Source organism: Streptomyces sp. NPDC008238 (assembly GCF_042956445.1).
Lineage (GTDB): Bacteria > Actinomycetota > Actinomycetes > Streptomycetales > Streptomycetaceae > Actinacidiphila.
Genome location: NZ_JBIBGK010000009.1, coordinates 238,697 through 260,840 on the forward strand (window position 1 = coordinate 238,697; position 22,144 = coordinate 260,840).

A 22,144-nucleotide genomic window follows, 5' to 3' on the forward strand; every position below is an offset into this window, starting at 1 on the left:
CACGTTCAGGACGTACGGACCCGGGCGGTTTCGCCGGGGGCCCGGCCGGGCCGGGGCGACCGCATTGCCTCGCGGGCGGCGTGCAGGACCTCGTCCACCGTGATGCGCAGCAGCCGCTCGTCGGGCCGCAGCCCGTGCGCGTCGCCCGGCCTGGCCGCCCCGTGGTGCTCCCCGTACCAGAGCACGCGGTGGCACGGGCGGACGGGCGGGCCCCACAGACGGGGTGACACCGGGCCGAAGAGCACCACCGAGGCGGTGCCGAAGGCGGAGGCCAGGTGGGCCAGACCGGTGTCGCCCACGATGACGCACCGGGCGTGCGCGACGAGGGCCGCCAGGCGGGCGAAGGGCACGTCGGCGTCGCCGCCCAGCACGTCGCCCGCGGCGAGGCCCGCCCGGTGCGCCACCTTCCGGGCCAGCGCGGCCTCACCGGCTCCCGCGGTGACCACCACCCGGTGGCCCGTACGGCGCAGCCGGTCGGCGACCGCCGCGAACCGGCCGGGTGGCCAGCACCGTGCGGGCGCGTCGGCGCCCGGGTGGACCACCACCGCGCCGGGGGCGGGGGAGGGGACGGGCGGGCAGGGCAGGGCGAGGTCCAGCGGGTCGGCGGGCAGTCCGTACCAGGTGAGCAGCCGGCACCAGCGGGCGCGTTCGTGTTCGTCCTCGTGCCAGACCGGACCGGCCAGGTCGGGGGTGGCCGGGTGGGCATAGGCGAGCAACCGTTCCGGCCGCAGCCGCTGGAGCAGCAGGTGACTCGGCGGCCCGTTGCCGTGCAGGTCCACCGCGAGCCGGGGCGGCGGGGCGCGCCACGACAAGGCGGCGGGTACCGCGCGGCCCGGGGCAGTCGTCGGCAGCAGCCGGTCCACCGCCCCCGTCGCGGCGCAGGCGTCCGCCAGCCGGGCGGGCGCGGCCAGCACCAGTTCGTGGTCCGGCAGGGCCCGGCGCAACCCCCGCAGGGCCGGGACCGCGGTCAGCAGGTCGCCCAGGCCGAGGGCGCGCAGTACCAGGAGCCGCGGCTTGGTGGCGTCCGTCATGACGCGGGAGGCCGCACGCTGGCGGCGGCACGGTGGGCGAGCTGGGTGGTGGAGCGGCCGTCCAGGTAGGGCAGGACCACGCACTGGCCGCCCCAGCACCGTATGGCCTCGGCTTCGGGGAGCGCGTCGGCGTTGTAGTCGCCGCCCTTGGCCCACACCTGGGGCTTCAGCCGGCCCAGCACGGCGGTGGGGGTGTCCTCGTCGAACACGGCGACGGCGTCCACACAGCCCAGCCCCGCCAGTACGCGCACCCGGTCGGCCAGCGGGGACAGCGGCCGTCCCGGGCCCTTGAGCCTGGTGATCGACGCGTCGGAGTTGACGCACACGATCAGGCAGTCGCCGATCCGGCGGGCGCTCTCCAGCAGTCCGACGTGGCCCGCGTGCAGCAGGTCGAAGCAGCCCCCCGTGGCCACCACGGTGCCGCCGCGCGCACGGACCCGCTCGGCCAGCGCGAACGGGTCGGTCTCCACCCGGGTGCGGTCGGCCGGGTGGGCGGGCCCGCTGCTCCACAGGGCGGGGTTCGCCGCCCCGCCGGCCGCCACGAAGGCCGTGGCCTCGGCCACGCCGTGCTGCACGGCCTCCTCGGGGAGGCAGCCGTCGGCCAGGGCCCCGGTGGCCTCCGCGGCGAAGCAGTCCCCGGCGCCGCAGGCGTCGCCGCTCGCCCGGTACGGCGCCGGCACCAGCATCGGTGCGGCCGCTCCGGGCCGGGCCAGCAGGACCCCCCGTTCGCCGAGGGTGATGGCGACCGCCGCCGCCTGCCAGCGACCGGCCAGTTCGGAGCCCGCTTCCGCGCAGGCCCGCAGGGACGCGTCCGCCGCGGCACCGTCGGCGAAGGCGCGTGCCTCGGTGGCGTTCGGCGTGACCAGTCGCGCCCCGGGCACCGGCGCCTGCCCCCGCGGATGCGGGTCCCACACCACCGTCGCCCGGCGGCACAGCGCGGCCAGTTGCTCACGTACGGCGGTCGCGGTGCCCCGGCCGTAGTCGGCGACCAGAACGGTGTGCGCCTGCCGCACCGCCTCGGCGACGGCCCGGCCCGGCCGGCCCGGGGCGCCGTTGCCCCGGTCCACCCGGACCAGGGGACGACCGTCGGCCATGACGCGCGTCTTGACGGGCAGCGTCCCGTACAGGGGGAGTTCCACCAGCGTTACGCGGGGGGTCAGCAGGCGGCGCACGGCCGTGCTCGCCGGGTCGCCGCCGAGGGCGGTGACCAGCAGCACCTGCCTGCCGCCGCGGGCGGCCAGCACCGCCGCCAGGGCGGCTCCCCCGGGCCGGTACCGGTCGTGGGCGACGTCGACGACCGGTACGGGCGCGTCCGGGGCCAGGCGCGCGCAGGCCCCGTCGATGTCCTGGTCCAGCAGGGCGTCGCCCACGACGACCAGCGGTGCGCGGGCGGTCACGACGTCCTCCGGTGAACGGCGGCGGCAGGAGTGAACGGTTCGGCCCCGGGAGCGGTGAGGGCGTCGTCGAAGCACTCGCACAGCAGGTGGACGGCGACCAGATGGGTCTCCTGGATGGTGGCCGCGCCGTCGGCGTCCACGCACAGTGCCTCGTCGGCGGCGTCAGCCAGCGGGTTGGGCCGGGGCCCGGTCAGCGCCCACACCCGCAGGCCGGCGGCCCGTCCGGTACGGGCGGCGGTGAGCAGGTTGGGGCTGCGGCCGGAGGTGGACAGCAGCACCAGCACGTCTCCGGGGCGGCCGTGCGCGGCCACTTGCCGGGCGAAGACCTCCTGGTAGCCGTAGTCGTTGCCGATGGCGGTCACGCTGGACGTCTCGGCGTGCAGGGCGATGGCCGAGTACGCCGGGCGCTCCTGCTGGTAGCGGCCGACGAGTTCGGCCGTCAGGTGCTGGGCCTGCGCAGCGCTGCCGCCGTTGCCGGCGGCGAGCAGACGGCCGCCGAACGGCAGTACCGCCGCCAGGTGGGCGCCCCAGGCGGTGACCTGTTCCACGTTCTGCCGGCGGAACCGGGTCAGGGCCTCCTGCAGGGACTGGCAGTGCCGCTGCACGGAGTCGCGCGCGTAGTCGCTCATCCCGAACCTCCTTGGTCGGCTGGGTCGGTGGGGGGCGGGCCGGTCAGCTCCGGGCCGCGGCAGCCGGCGTCACCTCACCGGGGGCGAGCACCCCCTGGTAGACACGCTCGGTCGACTCGGCGACCCGGGACCAGGAGAAGCGGCTGAGGACGCGACGGCGGCCGGCCGCCCCGCAGGCGTCCCGGGCGGCGGGGTCCGCGAGCAGGTCACGCGCGGCCAGGGCCAGGGCGGTGGGGGAGCGGGGCGGGACGAGCCGTCCGGTACCGGGGTCGGTGACGGTGTCAAGGTGGCCGCCCACGGTCGTGGCCACCACCGGGCGGCCGCACGCCATCGCCTCCAACGGGACGATGCCGAACGGCTCGTAGTCGGCGGGGCAGAGCACCAGGTCCGCGCTGCGCAGCAACAGGGCGACCTGCTCGCCGGGCACCCCGCCGGTGAAGCGCACGCGTTCGGCGACGCCGGCCGTCAGCGCCAGTTCGCGCAGCCTGCGCACCTCCGCGTCCTCGTGCAGGCGCTCCCGCGGAGGACCGCCCACGACGACAAGTTCGGTGCCGGGCAGCCGCGACAGCGCCGCGACGGAGACGGCGGCGCCCTTGCGGGGGACCATCCGTCCCACCTGCACCAGGCGGTGGCGGTGCGGGCCGCGCGGGGCGGCGGGCCCCTGCGGGGTGAACCGGTCGGTGTCCACCCCGCAGGGCACGACGCTCACGTGCCGCCCGGGTATCCCCATCGCGGCCAGTTCGATCACCTCGTCACGGCAGGTGGCGATCAACCGGTCGCAGCCGATGCCCACTTCCGTCTCCCACAGGACTCGGGAGGCGGGACTGGTGTCGGCGGCTCCCTGGTGACGCCGCTTGACCGTGCCCAGTGCGTGGAAGGTGTGCACGAACGGCAGGCCCAGTTGCCGTGCCGCCTGGAGGCAGGCCACTCCCGACATCCAGAAGTGCGAGTGGACGACGTCCGGTGGCCGCAGTCGCCAGGACCGGGCCAAGTGACGGGCGAACTCGGACATGTGCGGCAGCAGTTCGTCCTTCGGTACGGGCCGTGGGGGCCCCGCGGGCACATGGTGGACCTCCACTCCCGGGCACAGTGGCACCACATGCGCCAGGTCGGGCGCGTCCCGGCGGGTGTAGACGGTCACACGGTGGCCGCGGCCGGCCAGCGCGGCGGCCAGCCGGGCGACGTGGACGTTCTGCCCGCCCGCGTCGACCCCGCCCAGGGTGGCCAGCGGACTCGCGTGCTCCGAGACCAGGGCGATCGCCATGGCGTCGGCTGCGTGGTGACCGTTCATGAGCACACCTCCTTGAGCAGGCGCTCCCAGTCGTGCAGGAAGCGTTCGAGTCCGTAGCGCTGGAGTGCCGCCTGGCGGGCCCGTGCGCCGTCCGCGGCGGCGGCGGCCGGCTCGTGCAGGTAACGGCGGGCCGCGGCGGCCAGGACCTCCGGTCGGGTGGAGACGGTGCCGGTGCCCGGTGTCACGGCCTCGACGGCCTCGGTGGTCGCCAGCGCCACCACGGGCATGCCCAGGTGCATGGCCTCGAGCAGCGAGAGCCCCAGCGACGTCCAGCGCACGGGGTGCAGGTAGAGGCGTCGCCGCGCCATGGCGTCGTGCAACTCGGACTGGGGGAGGTCGGCCGTGCGGCACCGCTCGGGGGGCACTTCCAGGTGCTCGGCCAGACCTTCGGTCCGCATGCCGAAGACGTCGAGCGGCGCCGCCTCGGCGAGGGCCGGCAGCAGATCGGTACCGGTGAACCTGCCGCGCCGCACGGGCTCGTTGACCACGACCGCCGCGCGGGCCACGGTGCCGGTGTAGCGGTGCCCCGGGTCCACGATGCCGTGCTCGACGACCTCCGCGCGGGTGGTCCCGTTGTCCCAGAACAGGCGGTTGAAATGGGTGACGTGCACCAGGGTGAGGTCGTCCCGGTCGGCGAAGGGATGCCGGGTGCAGGGCACCTGCCCGGCGGGAGCGTTGTGCTCCAGGTAGACGGCCGGTACGTCGCGTCCGGGGCGACGGCCCCCAAGCCACCGGGTGGCCAGGTCGAGCTCGTGCGGTCGTTGCAGGAGCACCACGTCCACCGGTTCCTCCCGCAAACGGGCCGGGGTCACCTCCCGCACCGTGGCGGGCCAGGGGAACGTCGCGGCGCGGCCGCGCCCGTCGGGACCGCGCCCGTCGGTGACGGGCACCAGGTAGGTGTGCGGTCCCTGGACGAACGCCGTCGTCCACGATCCGTGCACGTGCCACAGCAGGATGTTCACGGGAGTGTGCCTCCTCGGGTGCGGCCGGTCAGGCTGTCGACGGCGGCCAGGACCGCGGCGTCGTCCACGGAGTCCAGGCAGGGGTGGCCGGGGAGGGGGCAGAGCCTGGCGCGGCTGCCCGCGCACGGCGCCTCCTGATCGCCCAGGAGCACGTGGGGCACCCTGTAGGGGCGCCACCGCCCTGCCGGTACGACAGGGGAGAACAGGCAGACCACCGGCGTTCCCACGGCGGCGGCCAGATGCATCGCGCCGGTGTTGCCGATCACCACGGCCCGCGCGGACCGCAGGACGCCGGCCAGCTGGGGCCAGTCCGTCGCGCCGCCGAGGTCCAGCGCGTGGTCGCCGGCGACCGCGGCCGTCAGGTGCTTCTCCTCCCGGCTGCCGGTGACCACCACCCGGTGGCCGGCCGCGGAGAGCGCTGCCACTGCGCGCGCGGCCCGTCCGGCGCTCCAGCGCCGTGCCCCCACCGCCGCGCCCGGGTGGAGCACGACGTACGGGCCTGGTCCGGTCAGACGGGCCGTCCCCGGCGGCCGGACGACCCGCAGCCTTCCGTCGTCGCCTTCCGGGAGCGGGAACCCGGCGGCACGGGCCAGGTCCAGTGCCGCGTCCGCCTCGTGGCGCCGGGGCCGCCTGCGGTGCCGCAGGTCGAGCAGCGAGCCGGGGTAGTCCTCGCAGTCCGCGCAGACCTGCCCGACACCCGCGAGCTTGAGCAGCAACGCGACCGGCAGCGGACTCTGGTGGAAGGAGACCAGCACCAGCGCCCGGTCGAAACGCCCGCCGCCGATCCGCTCCACCAGCTCGCCCGTCGCCTCCGCCGAGACCGGCGCCGGGTCCAGGCCCACCCACGGCGCGTCGTGCACCAGCACCTCGTCCACGCCGGGCAGCATCCGGGCCGTCGGCAGGCCGAGGGGCCCGCAGAGCAGGGTGGTGCGCGCCGAGCCGGAGGCCACGGCGCGGACGGCGGGACCGGCCAGCAGGACGTCTCCGGCGCTGTCCAGCCTGACCACGAGGGTACGCGGCGCAGTCACCGTACGGCTCCCGCCAGCACCATCCGTACCGCACCGCGCAGGTCGACGGCGGTGTCCCTCGCGGCGCGGATCTCCTCCGGGCGGGTGGCCGGCGTCGGCACCAGCACGCCGTGGGCGCCCGCGGCGTCGGCGGCGGCCACGTCGGAACCGATGTCCCCGATGACGGCCACACGCGACACCGGCACCCCCAACCAGTGGGAGGCGGCCAGGATCAGGCCCGGCGCGGGCTTGCGGCAGCCGCAGCCGAGGAGGTGCGGGCACACCGCCCACACGGCGAACGGCCCGAGGAGCGTCTCCGTCCGCCGCTTCACCGCGAGGACCTGCCGTTTCGTCAGCAGGCCGCGGGCGACACCCGACTGGTTGGACACCACCCCGACCGGGATGCCGCGAGCCCGTACGGCGTCGACGGCCTCCCGCGCCGTGGGCATGGGCACCACCCGCTCCGGGTCGCCGTTGTAGGGCACGTCGGCGACGAGAGTGCCGTCGCGGTCGAAGAGCACCGCTTGCGGGAAGTCACGCGGCGGAGGCGTCGAAGTGCCGGGGAACAGCCAGGGCCCTCCCGCGCGCGGTGGCGGCGGTCCGTGGGCGGAGCCGGCGGTGAACCGGGCGGTCATGTTCCGGCCTCCCCGGCCGGCCGGGCCTGCGCCGGGGCGGAACGCCCAGGCGAGGGACGCAGCGGCCCGGCATGGCGGTGCTTCACCTGGCCGCGGAGCCAGTGGAAGGTGGCCGCGGGCGGGATCGCCACGCTGGTGAGCACCATCGCGGTCACTTCGGCGCGTGAACGCGGCCCGGGGGCGATCCTCGCCCAGGCGAACTCGGCGGTGCCGGCGAGCCAGAGCGCGGCGCAGCCCGCGGCGGCGGAGCGCCGGCCGAGTGCCGCCAGCGGGAGCGTCGCCGCGGCAGCGGCCGCGATCAGCACATGACGGCGCAGTCGGCCGCGCGGCGCGCCCGCCCAGCCCCACCAGTGACGGCCGTGCAGACGCGTCATCAGGACGTCGTCGGCGTTGCCCGCCTGCAGGCGCAGCGAGATCCACCGGTCGGCCGGGCGGACGGGGTGGGTGGTCGTGCGCCGCCCGCCGGCCAGCGACCAGCCGGCGTTCAGGACGCGCAGCGCCAAGTCGGCGTCCTCGCGGAAGGCACGGTGGAAGCGTTCGTCGAAGCCGCCCACGGCACGCAGCGCGTCGGTGCGGTAGGCCATGTCGGCGGTGATCCAGCGCGCGGTGGCCAGGCCGGCGGTGTTGCGTTCCCAGTCGGTGGCGGGCCGGCCGGACGGCTGCGGTACCTCGATGCGGGCCGTGACGGCGGCGGTGACGCCACTGGCGGCGGCCAGATCGGCCGCCAGGTCCGTGGCCCAGGTGGGTCCGGGCACCACGTCGTCGTCGAGGAAGACCACCCAGGGCACCGGACCAGCCGTCCGCCAGCCGATGTTGCGGGCGGCAGCCGGGCCGGCCGCCCGGCCCCGCACCACGGTCGTGCGCCGACGGAGCCCGGCGGGCACCTTCAACGGCCGGGACTGCCCGCCGGCCGGCCGGTCGTCGACCAGGACCACGGCCTGGGGCGACGGCCCCTCGGCGGAGGCGAGGGCGTGCAGGCACACCTGGAGGCTGGGCCGTCCCAGGGTGGGCACGACCACGGCGTACTCCGGCCCGTACGGGCGGTGCGTCGTCATCGCGGCCCGCCCTCGCCGTCGGCGAACAGTTCCGCACGGCGTACCGCGTACGGTCCGATGGCCAGAAGGTCCACCGGGGTGGAACCGAAGCACTCCAGGGCGTCGCGCGGGTCGTCCACCATGGGCCGGCCGGCGGTGTTGAGGCTGGTGTTGACGACCACCGGCAGCCCGGTGAGCCGCTCGAACCGGGCCAGCACACGCGACATCAGCGGTTCGGCGGCCGGGTCCACCGTCTGGATGCGGGCGGTCCCGTCGACGTGGACGACGGCCGGGATGCGCTCCCGCCACGCCGGCTCGACCTCGTGCACGAACAGCATGTACGGGCTCGGCAGCGGGCCGTGGAAGATCGAGGCGGCACGGTCGGCGAGCACCATCGGAGCGACGGGCCGGAACTGCTCCCGTCCCTTGATGTCGTTGAGGCGTTCCAGGTTGCCGGCATGTCCGGGGTGGGCGAGCAACGAGCGGTGGCCGAGCGCCCGGGGCCCGTACTCCGAACGCCCCTGGAACCAGGCCACGATCGCGTTGTGGGCCAGCGCCTCCGCGACCGTGACGGCGATGTCCGCGGGGCGTTCGAAGGGCACCGCGGCCGTCTTGAGGAAGGCGCCGAGCTCCGCGTCCGTCCACTCCCGGCCCAGGTCCGCGCCGGGCATCGGTGCGGGGTCGTCGCCGTCGGCGGCCGCCAGGTACAGCGCTCCGCCGAGGGCGGTGCCGGCGTCGCCCGCCGCCGGCTGGACCCACACCGTGTCGAAGGGGCCCTCGGCCGCGACCCGCGAGTTGGCGACGCAATTCAGGGCGACTCCTCCCGCCATCGTGAGCAGGCCGTCGTGGGTGCGCCCGTGCAGCCAGCGCACGAGGTCGAGCAGCACTTCCTCCAGCACCGCCTGGGCGCTGGCCGCCACGTCGGCGTGCTCCTGGGTCCACGGCTCGTCCGCGGCCCGGGCCGGGCACAGTCCGGCCCAGGGGACGCCGACCGCGTGGAAGCCGCCGTCACCGGTGGAGTACACGTGCCGGCGCAGCTCGCCGAGCATGCGCGGCCGGCCGTACGAGGCCAGGGCCATCACCTTGAACTCGTCCGAGGAGCGCAGGAAGCCCAGGTGCTCGGTCAGTTCCTCGTAGACCAGGCCGAGGGAGTGCGGCAACCGCTGGGCGTACAGGGGCTCCAGCCGCTCCCCGATGCGGCGGGCCGCCAGGTGCGAGGCGCTCTCGCCGCGGCCGTCGAGGACCAGCACCGCCGAGGAGCGGGCGTCGCGCGCGGCGAAGGCGCTGGAGGCGGCGTGCGCCATGTGGTGCGCCACGAAGCGCACCCGGTGCGGGTCCAGGCCGGGAAGGGCGGTGGCCAGGAAGGCGGGTGCCTGTCGCGCGTAGGTCAGCCGGACATGGTCCCAGGGGTCGTCCAGGCCCATGTCCTCGGCGGGCCGGGCCAGCGCGGGGTCGAAGGAGTAGGCGACGGCGTCGAGGTCGGCGGGCCGCAGCCCGGCCCGCTCCAGGCACCAGGCCGCTGCCTTCTCCGGCAACTCCCATGCGGAGAACGGCACCGGACGCTTGCCGTGCTTGCGCCGCGAGAAGCGTTCCTCCTCCGCGGCGGCCACGGTCCGGCCGTCGACGACCAGGGCGGCGGCCGGGTCGTGGAAGAGCGCGTTGATACCCAGGATGCGCATGGGCGTACCGGCCTTTCACGGGACGGGACGGCGACGGGGCGCGGGTGACGCGGTGTTCAGGCGGCGGCCTGTTCGGCGCGGAACCACGCGATGGTGCGGCGCAGCCCCTCCTCGGCGGCCACCCGCGGCTCCCAGCCGAGCTTGTCGCGCGCCAGCGTGATGTCGGGGCAGCGCACCGCCGGGTCGTCGGTGGGTCGGTCGATGAAGCGGATGTCCGAGGCGGAGCCGGTGAGTTCGACCACCAGCCGGGCCAGGTCGAGCATGCTGAACTCGATGGGGTTGCCGATGTTGACCGGCCCGCGCATGCCATCGGCCGCCAGCGCGAGGACGCCCCGCACGGTGTCGTCGACGTAGCACAGCGACCGGGTCTGGCTGCCGTCGCCGGTCACCGTGAGCGGCTCCCCGGACAGCGCCTGGCGGATGAAGGTCGGCACCGCCCTGCCGTCGTGCCCGCGCATGCCCGGGCCGTAGGTGTTGAACAGCCGCACGATGCCCGCGTTCGTGCCGTGGCACTCGGCCTCCGCGGTGGTCAGCGCCTCGCTGAAGCGCTTGGCCTCGTCGTAGACGCTCCGCGGGCCGACCGGGTTCACATGACCCCAGTAGCGCTCGCTCTGGGGATGCTGCTGAGGGTCCCCGTAGACCTCCGAGGTGGACGCGAACACGAAGCGGGCGCCGTGGTCGCGGGCCAGGGCCAGGGCGTTGCGCGTACCGGCGCTGCCGGTCTCCATGGTGTGCAGGGGCAGCCGGAGGTAGTCCGCCGGTGAGGCGGGGGAGGCGAAGTGCAGCACGAGGTCTGCGGGGTGGTCCACCGTCAGGCCCTCGGTCACGTCGCCGGGGGCGAGGGTGAATCCGGGACGGCCGTGGAGCGCCGCCACGTTCTCCCGGCGACCGGTGCTGAAGTCGTCCACGCAGGTGACCGCCGTACCCGCGTCCAGCAGGGCGGCGCACAGGTGGGAGCCGACGAAACCCGCACCGCCGGTGACGACGGCGTGGTCCCAGGGGGGTGAGGAAGTGCGCGTCATCCGATTTCCTCCCGTCGGGTGGATCTCGCCGCGTGCGCGGCTGACGAGCCACTCCTCACCATCGGCCCTGGGGGTCCCGGGGGCCCGCCCGTGTGGGCCGTTCGGGTGAATGTGCCTGTCGTTTCCCGGGGCGCGTTCCGTGCATGAGCGCAGGTCAAAGGGCCTTCACCGGAAGAGCGAGAGCGGGGCGCGCGGGACGGGCGCGGTACCGGTGCGGCGGTTGAAGCCGCACCGGGCGGGGCAACCCGAAAGGCGTACCGCCCGTCCTGGACGCCGCCGGGCTCTGCCGGCCCGGCCGTCGCAGGCCCCCGACGACGGAAGGGGGCATGCATGACGCCCCTCGTACCGCCCCCGCCCTGGCGGCGTGCCCTGGTGACCGGGGGAGCCGGCTTCCTCGGTTCCGCCCTCTGCGAGCGTCTGCTCGACGCCGGGGTCGACGTCGACTGCGCGGACCGGAGCCTCGACACCCCGCGCCTCGACCACCTGGGCGCGTGCCCGGGCTTCCGCTTCCTGCCCTGCGACGTCGCCGCCCCGGACGCACCGGACGTGCTCGACGGTCCGTACGACGTCGTCCTCCACCTGGCCTGGCCGGACCCCGGCGAGTGCCGCGCCGACCCCCTCCGGGCCATGGAAACAGGCAGCGACGGTACCCGCCGGGCCCTGGCCGTCGCGCATCGGGACGGCGCACGGCTGCTGTTGACGTCGACCTCGGAGGTCTACGGGAATCCGAGGTCGCACCCGCAGCGCGAGGACTACCCCGGGTACGTCGACCCGGTCGGGGCGCGGTCGCCGAACGCCGAGTCCCGGCGCTTCGCGGAGGCCATGGTCACCGCCCACGCGGCCGCTCACGGCACGGACGCGGGGATCGTCCGGCTGTTCTCCGGCTACGGTCCGCGCATGCCCGCGCACGAAGGGCGGGCGGTGCCCACCTTCATCCGGCAGGCACTGGCCGGCGAACCGCTCACGGTGACCGGCGACGGCAGCCAGACCCGCTGCCTGTGCTACGTGGACGACCTCATCGAGGGCATCCTCGTCGTCGCGGCGAGCCGCTCGGTACGACCGGTCAACGTCGGCGGCACGCAGGAGATGACCGTGGGGAACCTGGCGCGCAGCGTCCTCGACCTGACCGGTTCACGATCCCCGGTGCACTTCGTCGAGCGGCCGCCGGGGGATCCCGAGCACCTGAGGCCCGACACCACGCTGGCCAGGGAACTGCTCGGCTGGCGGCCCCGCGTGTCCTGGGCGGACGGGCTGAAGACCACCATCGCCTACTTCGCCGGCCCGGCGGCCGACCGGGCGCAGCATCCGCAGGACACCGCCGCCCGGGGGAGTGGTCCCGTCCAGGGATGAGCGGGCGGCTGCCCAGGAGGAGTCCGCGCGGTGCCCGGCGCCCCCTGCGCGGCGCAGGTATGCCCGTCGCCACGCAGGGCAGTCGAGGGCCATGGACACACCGGATCGAGACCGGGCTCCCGACCGCAACCGGGACGAGGAGCCGGACGCCGCGTCACCGGAGAGCCTGGTCCCCGGGGCACCCCTGGCGCCGGCACCGCCGCCGGAGCCGCGGGAACGCGCCCGGCGGGACGAGGACGACGAGGGCGCCGAAGGCGCGCCCGCGGGGCCGTGGGCGGCTTCGGAGCGTGACTGACCGCGCAGCGAGGAGAAGGACATGGAGCACGAAGAGACATCCGACGAGGCGCCCCGCACGACGCCGCACCCGGAGGACCGGCAGGATCCGCGGCAGGTTCGCGGACGTGATCCCGGCGCCGCGAAGCGCAAGCACCGGCAGAGCGAGGACGTCGAGGCGTCGCGCGACGTGCCGCCGCAGGAGCCGCCCGACTGAGACGGGGAGGGTCCATGGGTGTCCCGGACGCCGGAGGGGGGTCCGGCGTCCGGGGCGTTCACCCACCATGCGGCTGCCTCACCGCACTTTCCGGGTGCCCCTGATCCGCCGGCGCACACACGCGTGCGCGGCCGTTTCCGCGGTGATCGACCGGGCAGCCGCCCCATATGACGCAATTCGGATACACGATGATGACCGAGCAGGCCGGCCCCAAGGACCTGGTGGCCCACGTCGTCCGGGCCGAGGAGGCCGGCTTCGACTTCTCGGTGACCTCCGACCACTACTTCCCCTGGCTGGACGAGCAGGGCCACGCGCCCTACGCCTGGAGCGTGCTGGGCGCGGCGGCGCAGGCCACCTCGCGGATCCCGCTGATGACGTACGTGACCTGCCCGACCGTGCGCTACCACCCCGCCGTGGTGGCGCAGAAGGCCGCGACGGTGCAGTTGCTCTCCGACGGCCGCTTCCGGCTCGGGCTGGGATCGGGCGAGAACCTCAACGAGCATGTGGTGGGCGGCGGTTGGCCCGCCGTGGACGTCCGCCAGGCGATGCTCGCCGAGGCCGTGGAGATCATCCGCGCGCTGTTCGGCGGAGGTTACGTCAACCACCGGGGCGAGCACTTCGACGTGGAGTCGGCGAAGCTGTGGGACCTGCCCGACCGGCCGCCGCCGATCGGGGTCGCGGTGTCGGGGGCGCAGTCCTGCGAACTGGCGGGGCGGCTGGCCGATCTGATGATCGCCACGGAGCCGGATGCGGATCTGGTGACCGCCTTCGACGAGCACGGCGGCGCGGGCAAGCCGCGCGTCGGGCAGCTGCCGGTGTCCTACGACCCCGACCGGGACACGGCCGTCCGGCGGGCGCACGAGCAGTTCCGCTGGTTCGGCGGCGGATGGAAGGTCAACTCCGAACTGCCCGGCACGGCGGCCTTCGCGTCCGCGAGCGAGAACGTACGTATGGAGGACGTCGCGGAGTCCATTCCCTGCGGGGACGACCCGGAGGCCTTCGTGGAGGCGGTCCGGCCGTACGCGGAAGCGGGGTTCACCGAGATCGCCCTCGTCCAGGTCGGCGGCGACACGCAGCCGGCCTTCCTCGACTGGGCCGAGAAGACCCTCCTGCCCGCGCTCCGTGAACTCTGACGCGGGCCGCCCGTCAGAGCCACGCCGGGGGCCGCCCGTCAGAGCCACGCCGGGGGGCGCCCCCCCCCGGCCCCCCCGGGGGGGGGCCCCCCGGGGGGGGGGGGGGGGCGGGGGGGGCCCCGCCCGGGGCGCAGTGGGGGGGGGCGGGCACCCCCCCGGGGGCCGCCGCCCCCCCCGGGGTGCGGTCACCTTGGCGGGGGGCCCCCCTGCCCCCCCCGGCGGGGGCCCGCCGTTCCGCCCCCCGCGGGGGCCCGCCCACACGGTCGACCCGTGTGGGCGGCCCCCGGCGTGGCCGGTCGCGTCAGGACTTGCCGCGGCCGGTGACGAAGTCGCGGGCGCGGTCCACCAGTCCGGTACCCGGCGCCAGCAGCTTGTTGCCGGGCGGGGTGTCCGGCGCACTGGGGTGCGGCCGGGTCGGTGCGACCTTCTTGGCCCTGCGCACCTGATCGCCGAGTTCGTTCAGCTTCTCGGGCGAACAGGCCTGCGCCAGGCTCGGGAAGAGCTGCCGCTCCTCCTCCTGGACGTGCTCGGTGACGTCGGTGATCAGCTTGCCCACCAACTGGTCGAACCGGGCGTCGTCGATGTCGACGTCCTCCAGGTCCTTGAGGACCTGCTCGACCTCGGCGTGCTCACCGATCTCCTTGTCGGCCAGGGCGTCCCCTCCGGGCAGGTGCTCCCGGACGGCCGGGTAGAGGTACATCTCCTCGGCCACCGAATGCCGCACCAGCTCGATGGTGACCTCGTCCATGACCTTCCTGCGTTCCTTGTCGCCCGGGGGCAGGGCCCGCAGTCGGGCGAAGTACTCCTCCACCTCGCGGTGGTCGGCCGTGAGTTCCGCGATGACGTTTCCGCCGTGTCCCATCACGTGACTCCCTTCCGTTCCGGTGTGCGTGGACGGTCTCTCCCCGGGCGGCTTCCCCCTCCCACGCCGGGCACGCCCCCTTTCCTCAGCCATCCGGACGGCGGTGCTCCGCCCACGCCGCGGCCGTGACGGCTGGATCGGCCAGCACGTCGGCGGCCGTGCAGGCCAGCGCCCGCGCGGCGGCCAGCATGACCTCACGGGCCCGCGGCGTGGCCGCGGCCGCCGCGAAACGCGGGGTGTGGTCGGAGCCGTCGGCGTCCATGATCGCCACGAACGGATGGATGGTCGGCAGGCGGTTGCTGACCGTACCGACGTCGGACGAACCCAGGTGGACTCCCGGCACCGGTTCGCCCGCCTGCACGCCCGCCCGTGCCAGATGGGCGGTGAACCGCGCCGAAAGGACCTCGCTGTTGCGGAAGTGGTCGTAACCCGCGTCGACGGGGGAGACCTTCGTCCGGGTGCCGGTGGCGTGCGCCACCCCCTGCGCGCAGTCGGCCAGAGCGTCCGCCAGCTCGTCACGGGCGGCCGTGGTGGCTCCGCGCAGGCCGAACAGCCCCTCGGCGTACTCGGGGACGATGTTGGTGGCCTCGCCGCCCTCGGTGACGATGCCCTGGACGTGCGATCCGGCGGGCAGACGCCGGCTGAGCACGGACAGGGTGTTGAAGAACTGGATCAGCGCGGCCAGCGCGTCGATCCCCTCGGTCGGACTGCCCGTGGGATGGGCGGCCCGGCCGTGGAAGGCCACCCTCACCTGGGCCGAAGCGGTGAGCGGTGCCCACGACCAGCTGTGCACGCCGGGATGGAACATCAGCGCGGCGTCCACCCCGTCGAAGACGCCCGCCTCCGCCATGACGACCTTGCCGCCGCCCCGCTCCTCCGCCGGGGTACCCACCACCAGCAGGGTTCCTCGCACGTCCGGCACGGCGCCGTAGAGGGCGAGGCCGGCGCCGAGCCCCGCCGCAGCGATGAGGTTGTGGCCGCAGGCGTGACCCATCCCGGGCAGGGCGTCGTACTCGAGGAGCAGCGCCACCCGCGGGGCACCGCCGTCACCGGCGGCCGCGACGAAGGCCGTCGGCAGGCCCGCGACGGCGCGCTGGACGGAGAAGCCCTCCCGTTCCAGGTGGCCGGTCAGCAACTCGGCCGCCCTGCGCTCCTCGAAGGGCGGCTCCGGGTCCCCGTGGAGCGTCGAAGCCACCTCCCACAGCGGCCCGGCGCGGGCGGCGAGCTGTTCCGCGACGCGGGCGTACACCTGGTCCAAGGGCTCGTCCATGGGTGACCTCCCGGATGTGTGCCGGACGCCTACCCGCGCCGGTGCGCTGCACCGCGCCAGGCATGAGCCGCCGCTGCCGGGGCACGCGCCCCGAAAGGCAGGAAATATGCGAAAGGTACTCTTCGAGAGGGAAGCGCCATGACGAAGAAGCAGCATCCTCCGCACGGCGAGGGGCCGAGCCGCCACAAGGGCGACGACCAGCACGGCTGGGCCACCGACGTGGACGCGGAGAAGCAGCAGGACAACCCCAGCGGCCACCGCTCGTTCCACCCGGACACCTACGCACCCGGCGGGAAGAACCGCGAACCGTCCCCCAAGGACATCGCGGAGTCCACAGCCGGCACACCGGCGCACGACGTCTCGCGCAGCGGAGAGGAGCGGGCCGGCAAGACCGGCAAGCGGCAGATCAAGGACACCGGGAAACGCGGCCCCTCCGGCCGTCCCAGCGGCGCCAAGGACACCTCCGAGTTCACCGGGGTCGACCCGCAGGAGCCCAAGACCGAGCACCGCGGCCGCTGACCCGAGTCCCGTCCCCGGGGCGTTTCCCCCTGGAGGGCGCGGGCAGCCGCAGATCATGGACCATTCGCACGCGCCGGTCCTGGAGGCGCTCGCCGCCTACCACGCGACCGGACAGACACCGTTCACCCCGCCCGGCCACAAACAGGGCCGGGGCACCGACGAGCGCGTCCTGGAAGCGCTGGGCGAGTCCGTCTTCCGCTGCGACATCCTGGCCACCAGCGGACTCGACGACCGCACCTCCTCGCACGGGGTCCTGGAGAAGGCACAGGAGCTCATGGCCGACGCCGTGGGAGCGGACCACACGTTCTTCTCCACCTGCGGCAGCTCGCTGTCGGTGAAGTCGGCCATGCTCTCGGTCGCCGGACCGCACGAGAAGCTCGTCGTCGGCCGGGACGCCCACAAGTCCGTCATCTCCGGGCTGATCCTCTCCGGCCAGGAACCGGTCTGGGTCCGCCCCCAGTGGGATCCGGACCTCCACCTGGCCCACCCGCCCTCCCCGCGGGCGGTCGCCGCCGCCCTGCGCGACCACCCCGACGCCAAGGGCGCCCTGGTCACCAGCCCCACCCCGTACGGGACGTGCGCGGACCTGTGCGCGATCGCGGAGGAGTGCCACCGGCAGGGCAAGCCGCTCATCGTGGACGAGGCGTGGGGAGCACACCTGCCCTTCCACCCCTCACTGCCGACCTGGGCCATGGACGCCGGAGCCGACGTGTGCGTCACCTCGGTGCACAAGATGGGCTCCGCCCTGGAGCAGACCTCGGTCTTCCACCTCCAGGGCGACCTGGTCGACCCGGCCGTGCTCAAGGCCCGCGAGGACCTGCTGGGCACCACCAGCCCGTCGGTCCTGCTGTACGCCGCTCTGGACGGCTGGCGCCGTCAGATGGTCGAGCACGGGCACGCCCTGTACGACCGGGCTCTCGCCCTGGCCGACGCCCTGCGCGGCCAGATCGAGGGGCTCGACGGCTACCACGTGCACGGGCGGGAGGACTTCTGCGGCCCGGACCGGGCCGCGGATCTGGACCCGCTCCAGGTGATCGTCGACATCTCCGCGCTGGGCGTCACCGGATACCGGGCAGCCGACTGGCTGCGCGCCCACCACGGGGTGAACCTGCACGTCAGCGACCATCGCCGGATCAGTGCCCAGCTCACCCACGCCGACAACGACGACACCGCCAAGGTGCTGGTGACCGCCCTGGCAGACCTCGCCGACCACCTGGACGACCTGCGCCCCACGCCGGCCGTGGACGTCCCGAGCCCGGGCGAGCTCTGCCTGGAACAGGTCGTCCTGCCCCGGGACGCCTTCTTCGGCCCCACTGAGCAGGTCCCGGTCGCCGAGGCCGAGGGCAGGATCACCGCCGAGATGCTCACGCCGTACCCGCCGGGCATCCCCGCAGCCCTCCCCGGCGAACGTCTCGACCGGGAGGTGCTGGACTACCTGCGCACGGGGGTCGAGGCCGGGATGGTCGTCCCCGACGCCACCGACCAGCAGGTGCGCTCCATCCGCGTCGCCATCGAGAAGTGACGGAGGAACAACCCCCATGACCTCCCGCAACGAGGACCCGGTCACCCGCCACCCGCAGCCGGACTTCCCCGCGCAGGACCAGCCGCACCCGGGGTGGACCGGTCCCATGGACCCGCCCCCCGACCACGGCGAGACCTCGTACGAAGGCTGCGGCCGGCTCGAGGGCAAGGCCGCGGTGATCACCGGTGGCGACTCCGGCATCGGCAGGGCGGTCGCGCTCGCCTTCGCCCGCGAAGGGGCGGACGTGCTGATCACCCATCTTCCGGAGGAGAGGGAGGACGCGGACACCACCGTGGGGCTCGTGGTGGACGCCGGGCGCAAGGGCGTCGCCCTCTCCTGCGACGTCCGCGAGGAGGACCAGTGCCGTGAGGTGATCGACCTGGCGCTCGCCCAGTTCGGGCGGCTCGACGTCCTGGTCAACAACGCCGCCTACCAGATGTCGCAGCCGGACGGGATCGGCGCCATCACCACGGAGCAGTTCGACCGCGTGCTCAAGACCAACCTGTACGCGATGTTCTGGCTGTCGAAGATGGCGCTCGAGCACCTTCCGGCCGGCGGTTCCATCATCAACACCAGTTCCGTGCAGGCCTACAAGCCCAGTCCGCACCTGCTGGACTACGCGATGACGAAGGCGGCCATCGTCAACTTCACGCAGTCGCTGGCGCAGATGGTCGCCGGGAAGGGCATCCGCGTCAACGCGGTGGCCCCGGGACCGGTGTGGACGCCGCTCATCCCCGCGACGCTGCCGGACACCACGGAGTTCGGCAAGCAGTCACCGCTCGGCCGCCCCGCCCAGCCGGCCGAGATGGCCCCGGCGTACGTGTTCCTCGCCTCGCAGGAGGCGAGTTACATCACGGCGGAGGTCGTCAACGCGACCGGCGGCACGCCGCTGCCGTAGGGCTCGTCCGGCGGGTCATGGGCCGGACCGAGGGCCGGCCAGAGCCCTGATCGTGTTGACCGCCCCCGGCAAGCGGTGCTGGAGTCGGCACGTGGACAGCATCCCCGCCAACCGGCGGCTATGGAACCGGATCAGCAGCGCCTACCAGCAACGGCACGACCCGCGAATCGGCGCCACACCGCGCCTGTGGGGCATGTACTCCATCCCCGACGCGCACCTGCACGCCCTGGGCGACGTCACCGGCAAGCGCGTCCTCGAACTCGGCTGCGGCGCCGGCCAGTGGTCCAGGGCGCTCGCCGCCGAGGGCGCCACCGTGGTCGGGCTCGACCTGTCCGAAGCCCAACTCGCCGCAGCGGCCGACGCGATGGGCGCGGCCCGCTACCCGCTGGTGCAAGGCGCCGCCGAACAACTCCCCTTCGCCGACGGCAGCTTCGACCTGGTGTTCTGCGACTTCGGTGGGCTCAGCTGGGCGCCCCCGCACGTGGCCGTCCCGCAGGCCGCACGCGTCCTGGGCCGGGGCGGGCGCCTGGTGTTCAACGTCGCCAGCCCGTGGTTCGAAGCGTGCTGGGACGAAGCCGCCGGTCGTGTGACCACGACGCTGCAGCAGGACTACTTCGGGCTGGACACCATCGCCGAAGGCGACGGCGCGACCAGCTACCAGCTCACCTACGGCGGCTGGGTCAAGGTCCTGCGCGGCGCGGGTCTCGTCATCGACGACCTCATCGAGCCGCGGCCCGAACGCGGAACGCACAACGGCTACAACGCAACCGACCCACCGGACTGGGCACACCGCTGGCCGGCGGAAGTGCTGTGGGTGACCCACAAACCGTAGGTTCCGCCGCGACGGGACACGAAGTCATCCCCACTTAAGGCGTGGGCGGCGCCGCAGCGGGGACCGGAGCGGTGGAGGAGACGCCGGTCGGGCCCCAGGCGCAGGCGTACGCTCCCCAGGTGCAGTGCGCACAGGTGGGACGAGCGGCCCCGTCGCGTGTGTGCGGCACAGGTCGACGGGGCCGCGCCCACTGGGCGACCCCGCCCGCGAGGGCTGAATCTCGTCCGCTTGGAGCGGGGCCGCACTTCCAGGGTGCGGGCACACCCGCCCAGGGGCACGCTGGGCAGGTGGAACACCGCATAGTCGTGATGCCGCCCTCCGACACCGGGGGCCGGGTCGTCCGCGCCGACGGCGAGGTCCTCGGTACCGCGTACCGCACGGCCGACCTGCTGGAGTTCCTGCGGCGCGCGGGCCTCGACCCCGACGGCATCAGCCTCCTCGACGAGGACCTCATCGAATGGCACGGAGGTGGCCCCGACGTGTGGTGACGGCAAGCCACAGGAACCAGGGAACCGTGAGCCACGAAGCCGAGGAAGACTTCACCCCGCCGGCGAACCCACGCATGGTCGAGGCCGTCCTCCAGGGGCCGGACGACGAGGTCGCGCTGCTCCGGGAGTGGATCGAGTTCCGGGCCGCCGAGGTCCGGAGCCTGCTGGTGGACCTGCCGGACGGCACCGTCCGCTGCCGGATGTACGTCGTCACCAAAGAGGAGTAGCCCTAGCTAGGGCGTGTCGTCAAACGCCCGCCTGCCCAGCGACGCTCCCCCAGCTGCGCTGGGAGGTGCCCCCAGGCACGGCACTCCCCCAGCTCCGCTGGGAGGTGCCCCCACGCTGCGTTGTCGAATCGTCCGAGTAGCCCACTACGAGGACGACTCTCCGCCCTGCGATGCACCACACCTGGGGGCACCTCCCGGCGCAAGCCGGGGGAGCCGCTGGGCCCGCCCTTCGGGCGGTGGGGGCACCTCCCAGCGGTAGCTGGGGGAGCTCATGTGACGACACGCCCTTGCCGCCCCGCTCGACCGACCGGGACGACCCGGCGTGCGTGCCACAGGTCGTAGGCCCCCGCCGCGCGGGGGTCAGGCCAGGCCCGCGGCGATGGCGCGACGCACAGCGTCGGCCGTGGGCCACGAAGCCCACGATCCCCAGGGGGAGGAGGAACGGCCGTCACTATCTGCAGCCGTCAGGACACCGTAGGCAGCCGCCGCGGCGGGGCTGACGGCGCACGCGGTCGTGCGTCAGGCCGGGGTGTCGGCGTCCGGCACGGAGGCCGCGAACGCCTCGGGGCCCTGCTCCGCCGCCGCCGGGTCCATCCACATGACCTGCCAGCCGTGGCCGTCGAGGTCGAAGAAGCTGCGCGCGTACATGAAGCCGTGGTCCTCGGCGCCGTCCGCCTCGGTGCCGCCCGCCGCGAGCGCGGCGGCGCCGACCCTGTCGACCTCGTCGCGGGACGACACGCTGAAGCAGTACAGCGCCAGCGCGTGCGTGCGGGGATCGGCCATCGGCAGTTTCGAGAACTCCGCGAACTTCTCGCGGCCGAGCAGCATGACGAAGGCGTGTTCGCCGACCAGCATGCAGGCGCTGCTCTCGTCGGCGAACACCGGGTTGAAGGCGAACCCGAGCCCGGCGAAGAACGCCTTGCTGCGCTCGAGGTCCGCCACGGGGAGGTTCACGAACAACATGCGGCCGGGGTGTGCGGGATCGGTCATGGCGGGTCTCCAGGGTGCGGCTCGATGGCGTACGTCGTGGTGGACCGGCCCAGCCGGCGGAACTCATCGGTGGGCCTCGGCTTCGGACTCGGCCACGTCGCGGTTGCTATGTCGACCGGTGCCGCGGCCGCAGCTCGCAAACCCGGCCGGCGTGCAGCCCCATCCGTCCGTTCCGGCTTCAACAGACCCGCGCATCCGGCCGGTTGCCCGAGGGCGTACCCTGCTGCTCCCGCAGCGCGTCGGTGAGCACGCCCGAGTGGTCCGGACGCAGGATGCGGGTGATCGCGCGTAGGCGTCGTCCGGGGGCGCGTGACGGCAATGGATCTTGCTATGGGATGATCTTGATTCGTGGCTCGTGGAGATCTGACGGACGAGCAGTGGGCGGTGCTTGAGCCGCTGCTGCCCGTGCGCAAGAAGGTCGGCCGGCCGGCGACATGGACCCGGCGGCAGTTGATCGACGGCATACGGTTCCGGGTCCGCACCGGGGTGCCCTGGCGGGAGGTGCCGGAGCGGTACGGGCCGTGGGGCCGGGTGTACGACCTGTTCCGCCGCTGGCAGAGGGACGGCACCTGGCAACGGGTCGTCACCCAGCTCCAGGTCCGGGCGGGGGCGGCGGACGTGATCACCTGGGATCCCGCCGTCGACCCCGGCGTCAGCCGGGCCCACCGGCACGCGGCGGGCGTGCGGAGAAGGGCGAGTTTCGCGAGGAGCCGCATGGCGGCGCCGGCACAGAGCCGGAGGGCAGCGGGTGGACGCGGCCGTCCCGGTGCTCCGGCTCCCACCTGGCCACCCGTTGCGGAGACACCGCGCCGAGGTGACGGGATACGGCGGTGACCAGCGCATTCGGTAGCGGCCCTCGCGCCCGCGCATGCGCCG

At 74.5% G+C, this 22,144-nt stretch carries 24 protein-coding genes; 11 read left to right on the plus strand and 13 right to left on the minus strand.

Annotated elements, in window-relative coordinates; all coding sequences use genetic code 11:
• Window positions 1–5 precede the first annotated feature (5 nt).
• From ACFZAU_RS21195 to ACFZAU_RS21240, 10 genes are read right to left on the minus strand one after another with little or no spacing between them, the layout of a single operon-like run.
• A complete protein-coding gene (locus ACFZAU_RS21195; protein WP_500553465.1) occupies window positions 6–1,031 on the minus strand; it encodes a glycosyltransferase family 9 protein in 1,026 nt (341 codons plus the stop codon).
• Window positions 1,028–2,428 carry a PfkB family carbohydrate kinase gene (locus ACFZAU_RS21200; protein ID WP_500553466.1) on the minus strand — a complete coding sequence of 467 codons (1,401 nt, stop codon included), beginning with the start codon at window positions 2,426–2,428 and terminating at the stop codon, window positions 1,028–1,030. Before ACFZAU_RS21200 ends, ACFZAU_RS21195 begins: the two co-directional genes overlap by 4 nt.
• The gene (locus ACFZAU_RS21205; protein WP_500553467.1) at window positions 2,425–3,057 is read right to left on the minus strand and encodes a D-sedoheptulose-7-phosphate isomerase; all 633 of its coding nucleotides are present in this window, start codon (window positions 3,055–3,057) and stop codon (window positions 2,425–2,427) included. The genes ACFZAU_RS21200 and ACFZAU_RS21205 overlap by 4 nt, the downstream gene beginning before the upstream one ends.
• A 43-nt stretch (window positions 3,058–3,100) precedes the next feature.
• Window positions 3,101–4,348, minus strand: a complete 1,248-nt coding sequence (locus ACFZAU_RS21210) for a glycosyltransferase (RefSeq protein WP_500553468.1) — start codon at window positions 4,346–4,348, stop codon at window positions 3,101–3,103.
• The gene (locus ACFZAU_RS21215; RefSeq protein WP_500553469.1) at window positions 4,345–5,310 is read right to left on the minus strand and encodes a glycosyltransferase; all 966 of its coding nucleotides are present in this window, start codon (window positions 5,308–5,310) and stop codon (window positions 4,345–4,347) included. Before ACFZAU_RS21215 ends, ACFZAU_RS21210 begins: the two co-directional genes overlap by 4 nt.
• Window positions 5,307–6,338, minus strand: a complete 1,032-nt coding sequence (locus ACFZAU_RS21220) for a glycosyltransferase family 9 protein (protein ID WP_500553470.1) — start codon at window positions 6,336–6,338, stop codon at window positions 5,307–5,309. Before ACFZAU_RS21220 ends, ACFZAU_RS21215 begins: the two co-directional genes overlap by 4 nt.
• Window positions 6,335–6,952 carry an HAD-IIIA family hydrolase gene (locus ACFZAU_RS21225; RefSeq protein ID WP_500553471.1) on the minus strand — a complete coding sequence of 206 codons (618 nt, stop codon included), beginning with the start codon at window positions 6,950–6,952 and terminating at the stop codon, window positions 6,335–6,337. The genes ACFZAU_RS21220 and ACFZAU_RS21225 overlap by 4 nt, the downstream gene beginning before the upstream one ends.
• Entirely contained in the window at window positions 6,949–8,007 is a 1,059-nt protein-coding gene (locus ACFZAU_RS21230; RefSeq protein ID WP_500553472.1) for a glycosyltransferase family 2 protein, read from the minus strand. The genes ACFZAU_RS21225 and ACFZAU_RS21230 overlap by 4 nt, the downstream gene beginning before the upstream one ends.
• On the minus strand, window positions 8,004–9,665 hold the full coding sequence (locus ACFZAU_RS21235; RefSeq protein WP_500553473.1) for a carbamoyltransferase family protein: 1,662 nt from the start codon (window positions 9,663–9,665) through the stop codon (window positions 8,004–8,006). Before ACFZAU_RS21235 ends, ACFZAU_RS21230 begins: the two co-directional genes overlap by 4 nt.
• A gap of 56 nt (window positions 9,666–9,721) precedes the next feature.
• Window positions 9,722–10,687: an NAD-dependent epimerase/dehydratase family protein gene (locus ACFZAU_RS21240; RefSeq protein WP_500553474.1), complete on the minus strand. Its 966-nt coding sequence runs from the start codon at window positions 10,685–10,687 to the stop codon at window positions 9,722–9,724.
• Between the two features lie 330 nt (window positions 10,688–11,017).
• On the opposite strand from ACFZAU_RS21240, the gene ACFZAU_RS21245 reads away from it, so the two are divergent.
• The 4 genes from ACFZAU_RS21245 to ACFZAU_RS21260 all read left to right on the plus strand — a co-directional run bounded on the left by ACFZAU_RS21245 (window position 11,018) and on the right by ACFZAU_RS21260 (window position 13,660).
• Window positions 11,018–12,037: an NAD-dependent epimerase/dehydratase family protein gene (locus tag ACFZAU_RS21245; protein ID WP_500553475.1), complete on the plus strand. Its 1,020-nt coding sequence runs from the start codon at window positions 11,018–11,020 to the stop codon at window positions 12,035–12,037.
• Between the two features lie 91 nt (window positions 12,038–12,128).
• Window positions 12,129–12,332, plus strand: a complete 204-nt coding sequence (locus tag ACFZAU_RS21250; protein WP_500553476.1) for a hypothetical protein — start codon at window positions 12,129–12,131, stop codon at window positions 12,330–12,332.
• A 21-nt stretch (window positions 12,333–12,353) separates the two neighbouring features.
• Window positions 12,354–12,527, plus strand: a complete 174-nt coding sequence (locus ACFZAU_RS21255; protein ID WP_500553477.1) for a hypothetical protein — start codon at window positions 12,354–12,356, stop codon at window positions 12,525–12,527.
• A 167-nt stretch (window positions 12,528–12,694) separates the two neighbouring features.
• Entirely contained in the window at window positions 12,695–13,660 is a 966-nt protein-coding gene (locus ACFZAU_RS21260) for an LLM class F420-dependent oxidoreductase (protein ID WP_500553478.1), read from the plus strand.
• Between the two features lie 301 nt (window positions 13,661–13,961).
• On the opposite strand, the gene ACFZAU_RS21265 is transcribed toward ACFZAU_RS21260, so the two are convergent.
• Together ACFZAU_RS21265 and ACFZAU_RS21270 are read right to left on the minus strand one after the other, a co-directional pair.
• A complete protein-coding gene (locus tag ACFZAU_RS21265; RefSeq protein ID WP_500553479.1) occupies window positions 13,962–14,522 on the minus strand; it encodes a hemerythrin domain-containing protein in 561 nt (186 codons plus the stop codon).
• 85 nt (window positions 14,523–14,607) lie between these two features.
• Window positions 14,608–15,792: an amidohydrolase gene (locus ACFZAU_RS21270; protein WP_500553480.1), complete on the minus strand. Its 1,185-nt coding sequence runs from the start codon at window positions 15,790–15,792 to the stop codon at window positions 14,608–14,610.
• 138 nt (window positions 15,793–15,930) lie between these two features.
• Between ACFZAU_RS21270 and ACFZAU_RS21275 the strand changes: the two genes are divergently transcribed.
• The 6 genes from ACFZAU_RS21275 to ACFZAU_RS21300 all read left to right on the plus strand — a co-directional run bounded on the left by ACFZAU_RS21275 (window position 15,931) and on the right by ACFZAU_RS21300 (window position 20,278).
• Window positions 15,931–16,311: a hypothetical protein gene (locus ACFZAU_RS21275; protein ID WP_500553481.1), complete on the plus strand. Its 381-nt coding sequence runs from the start codon at window positions 15,931–15,933 to the stop codon at window positions 16,309–16,311.
• A 55-nt stretch (window positions 16,312–16,366) separates the two neighbouring features.
• Entirely contained in the window at window positions 16,367–17,833 is a 1,467-nt protein-coding gene (locus ACFZAU_RS21280) for an aminotransferase class I/II-fold pyridoxal phosphate-dependent enzyme (protein ID WP_500553482.1), read from the plus strand.
• 16 nt (window positions 17,834–17,849) lie between these two features.
• Window positions 17,850–18,731 carry an SDR family oxidoreductase gene (locus ACFZAU_RS21285; protein ID WP_500553483.1) on the plus strand — a complete coding sequence of 294 codons (882 nt, stop codon included), beginning with the start codon at window positions 17,850–17,852 and terminating at the stop codon, window positions 18,729–18,731.
• A 91-nt stretch (window positions 18,732–18,822) separates the two neighbouring features.
• Window positions 18,823–19,563, plus strand: a complete 741-nt coding sequence (locus tag ACFZAU_RS21290) for a class I SAM-dependent methyltransferase (protein WP_500553484.1) — start codon at window positions 18,823–18,825, stop codon at window positions 19,561–19,563.
• Between the two features lie 308 nt (window positions 19,564–19,871).
• Window positions 19,872–20,051, plus strand: a complete 180-nt coding sequence (locus ACFZAU_RS21295; RefSeq protein ID WP_500553519.1) for a hypothetical protein — start codon at window positions 19,872–19,874, stop codon at window positions 20,049–20,051.
• Window positions 20,052–20,077: 26 nt separating this feature from the next.
• Window positions 20,078–20,278, plus strand: a complete 201-nt coding sequence (locus tag ACFZAU_RS21300) for a hypothetical protein (RefSeq protein WP_500553485.1) — start codon at window positions 20,078–20,080, stop codon at window positions 20,276–20,278.
• A 519-nt stretch (window positions 20,279–20,797) separates the two neighbouring features.
• On the opposite strand, the gene ACFZAU_RS21305 is transcribed toward ACFZAU_RS21300, so the two are convergent.
• Window positions 20,798–21,268 carry a VOC family protein gene (locus tag ACFZAU_RS21305; protein ID WP_500553486.1) on the minus strand — a complete coding sequence of 157 codons (471 nt, stop codon included), beginning with the start codon at window positions 21,266–21,268 and terminating at the stop codon, window positions 20,798–20,800.
• A gap of 348 nt (window positions 21,269–21,616) precedes the next feature.
• On the opposite strand from ACFZAU_RS21305, the gene ACFZAU_RS21310 reads away from it, so the two are divergent.
• Window positions 21,617–22,102: a transposase gene (locus ACFZAU_RS21310; RefSeq protein WP_500553487.1), complete on the plus strand. Its 486-nt coding sequence runs from the start codon at window positions 21,617–21,619 to the stop codon at window positions 22,100–22,102.
• Window positions 22,103–22,144 lie beyond the last annotated feature (42 nt).

Coding starts and splice junctions, on each gene's coding strand:
- ACFZAU_RS21275 (WP_500553481.1), top strand. CDS start 15,931: ATGACGAAGAAGCAGCATCCTCCGCACGGCGAGGGGCCGAGCCGCCAC.
- ACFZAU_RS21225 (WP_500553471.1), bottom strand. CDS start 6,952: ATGACCGCCCGGTTCACCGCCGGCTCCGCCCACGGACCGCCGCCACCG.
- ACFZAU_RS21250 (WP_500553476.1), top strand. CDS start 12,129: ATGGACACACCGGATCGAGACCGGGCTCCCGACCGCAACCGGGACGAG.
- ACFZAU_RS21210 (WP_500553468.1), bottom strand. CDS start 4,348: ATGAACGGTCACCACGCAGCCGACGCCATGGCGATCGCCCTGGTCTCG.
- ACFZAU_RS21245 (WP_500553475.1), top strand. CDS start 11,018: ATGACGCCCCTCGTACCGCCCCCGCCCTGGCGGCGTGCCCTGGTGACC.
- ACFZAU_RS21295 (WP_500553519.1), top strand. CDS start 19,872: ATGCCGCCCTCCGACACCGGGGGCCGGGTCGTCCGCGCCGACGGCGAG.
- ACFZAU_RS21260 (WP_500553478.1), top strand. CDS start 12,695: ATGACGCAATTCGGATACACGATGATGACCGAGCAGGCCGGCCCCAAG.
- ACFZAU_RS21270 (WP_500553480.1), bottom strand. CDS start 15,792: ATGGACGAGCCCTTGGACCAGGTGTACGCCCGCGTCGCGGAACAGCTC.
- ACFZAU_RS21265 (WP_500553479.1), bottom strand. CDS start 14,522: ATGGGACACGGCGGAAACGTCATCGCGGAACTCACGGCCGACCACCGC.
- ACFZAU_RS21280 (WP_500553482.1), top strand. CDS start 16,367: ATGGACCATTCGCACGCGCCGGTCCTGGAGGCGCTCGCCGCCTACCAC.
- ACFZAU_RS21255 (WP_500553477.1), top strand. CDS start 12,354: ATGGAGCACGAAGAGACATCCGACGAGGCGCCCCGCACGACGCCGCAC.
- ACFZAU_RS21305 (WP_500553486.1), bottom strand. CDS start 21,268: ATGACCGATCCCGCACACCCCGGCCGCATGTTGTTCGTGAACCTCCCC.
- ACFZAU_RS21235 (WP_500553473.1), bottom strand. CDS start 9,665: ATGCGCATCCTGGGTATCAACGCGCTCTTCCACGACCCGGCCGCCGCC.
- ACFZAU_RS21285 (WP_500553483.1), top strand. CDS start 17,850: ATGACCTCCCGCAACGAGGACCCGGTCACCCGCCACCCGCAGCCGGAC.
- ACFZAU_RS21230 (WP_500553472.1), bottom strand. CDS start 8,007: ATGACGACGCACCGCCCGTACGGGCCGGAGTACGCCGTGGTCGTGCCC.
- ACFZAU_RS21240 (WP_500553474.1), bottom strand. CDS start 10,687: ATGACGCGCACTTCCTCACCCCCCTGGGACCACGCCGTCGTCACCGGC.
- ACFZAU_RS21205 (WP_500553467.1), bottom strand. CDS start 3,057: ATGAGCGACTACGCGCGCGACTCCGTGCAGCGGCACTGCCAGTCCCTG.
- ACFZAU_RS21195 (WP_500553465.1), bottom strand. CDS start 1,031: ATGACGGACGCCACCAAGCCGCGGCTCCTGGTACTGCGCGCCCTCGGC.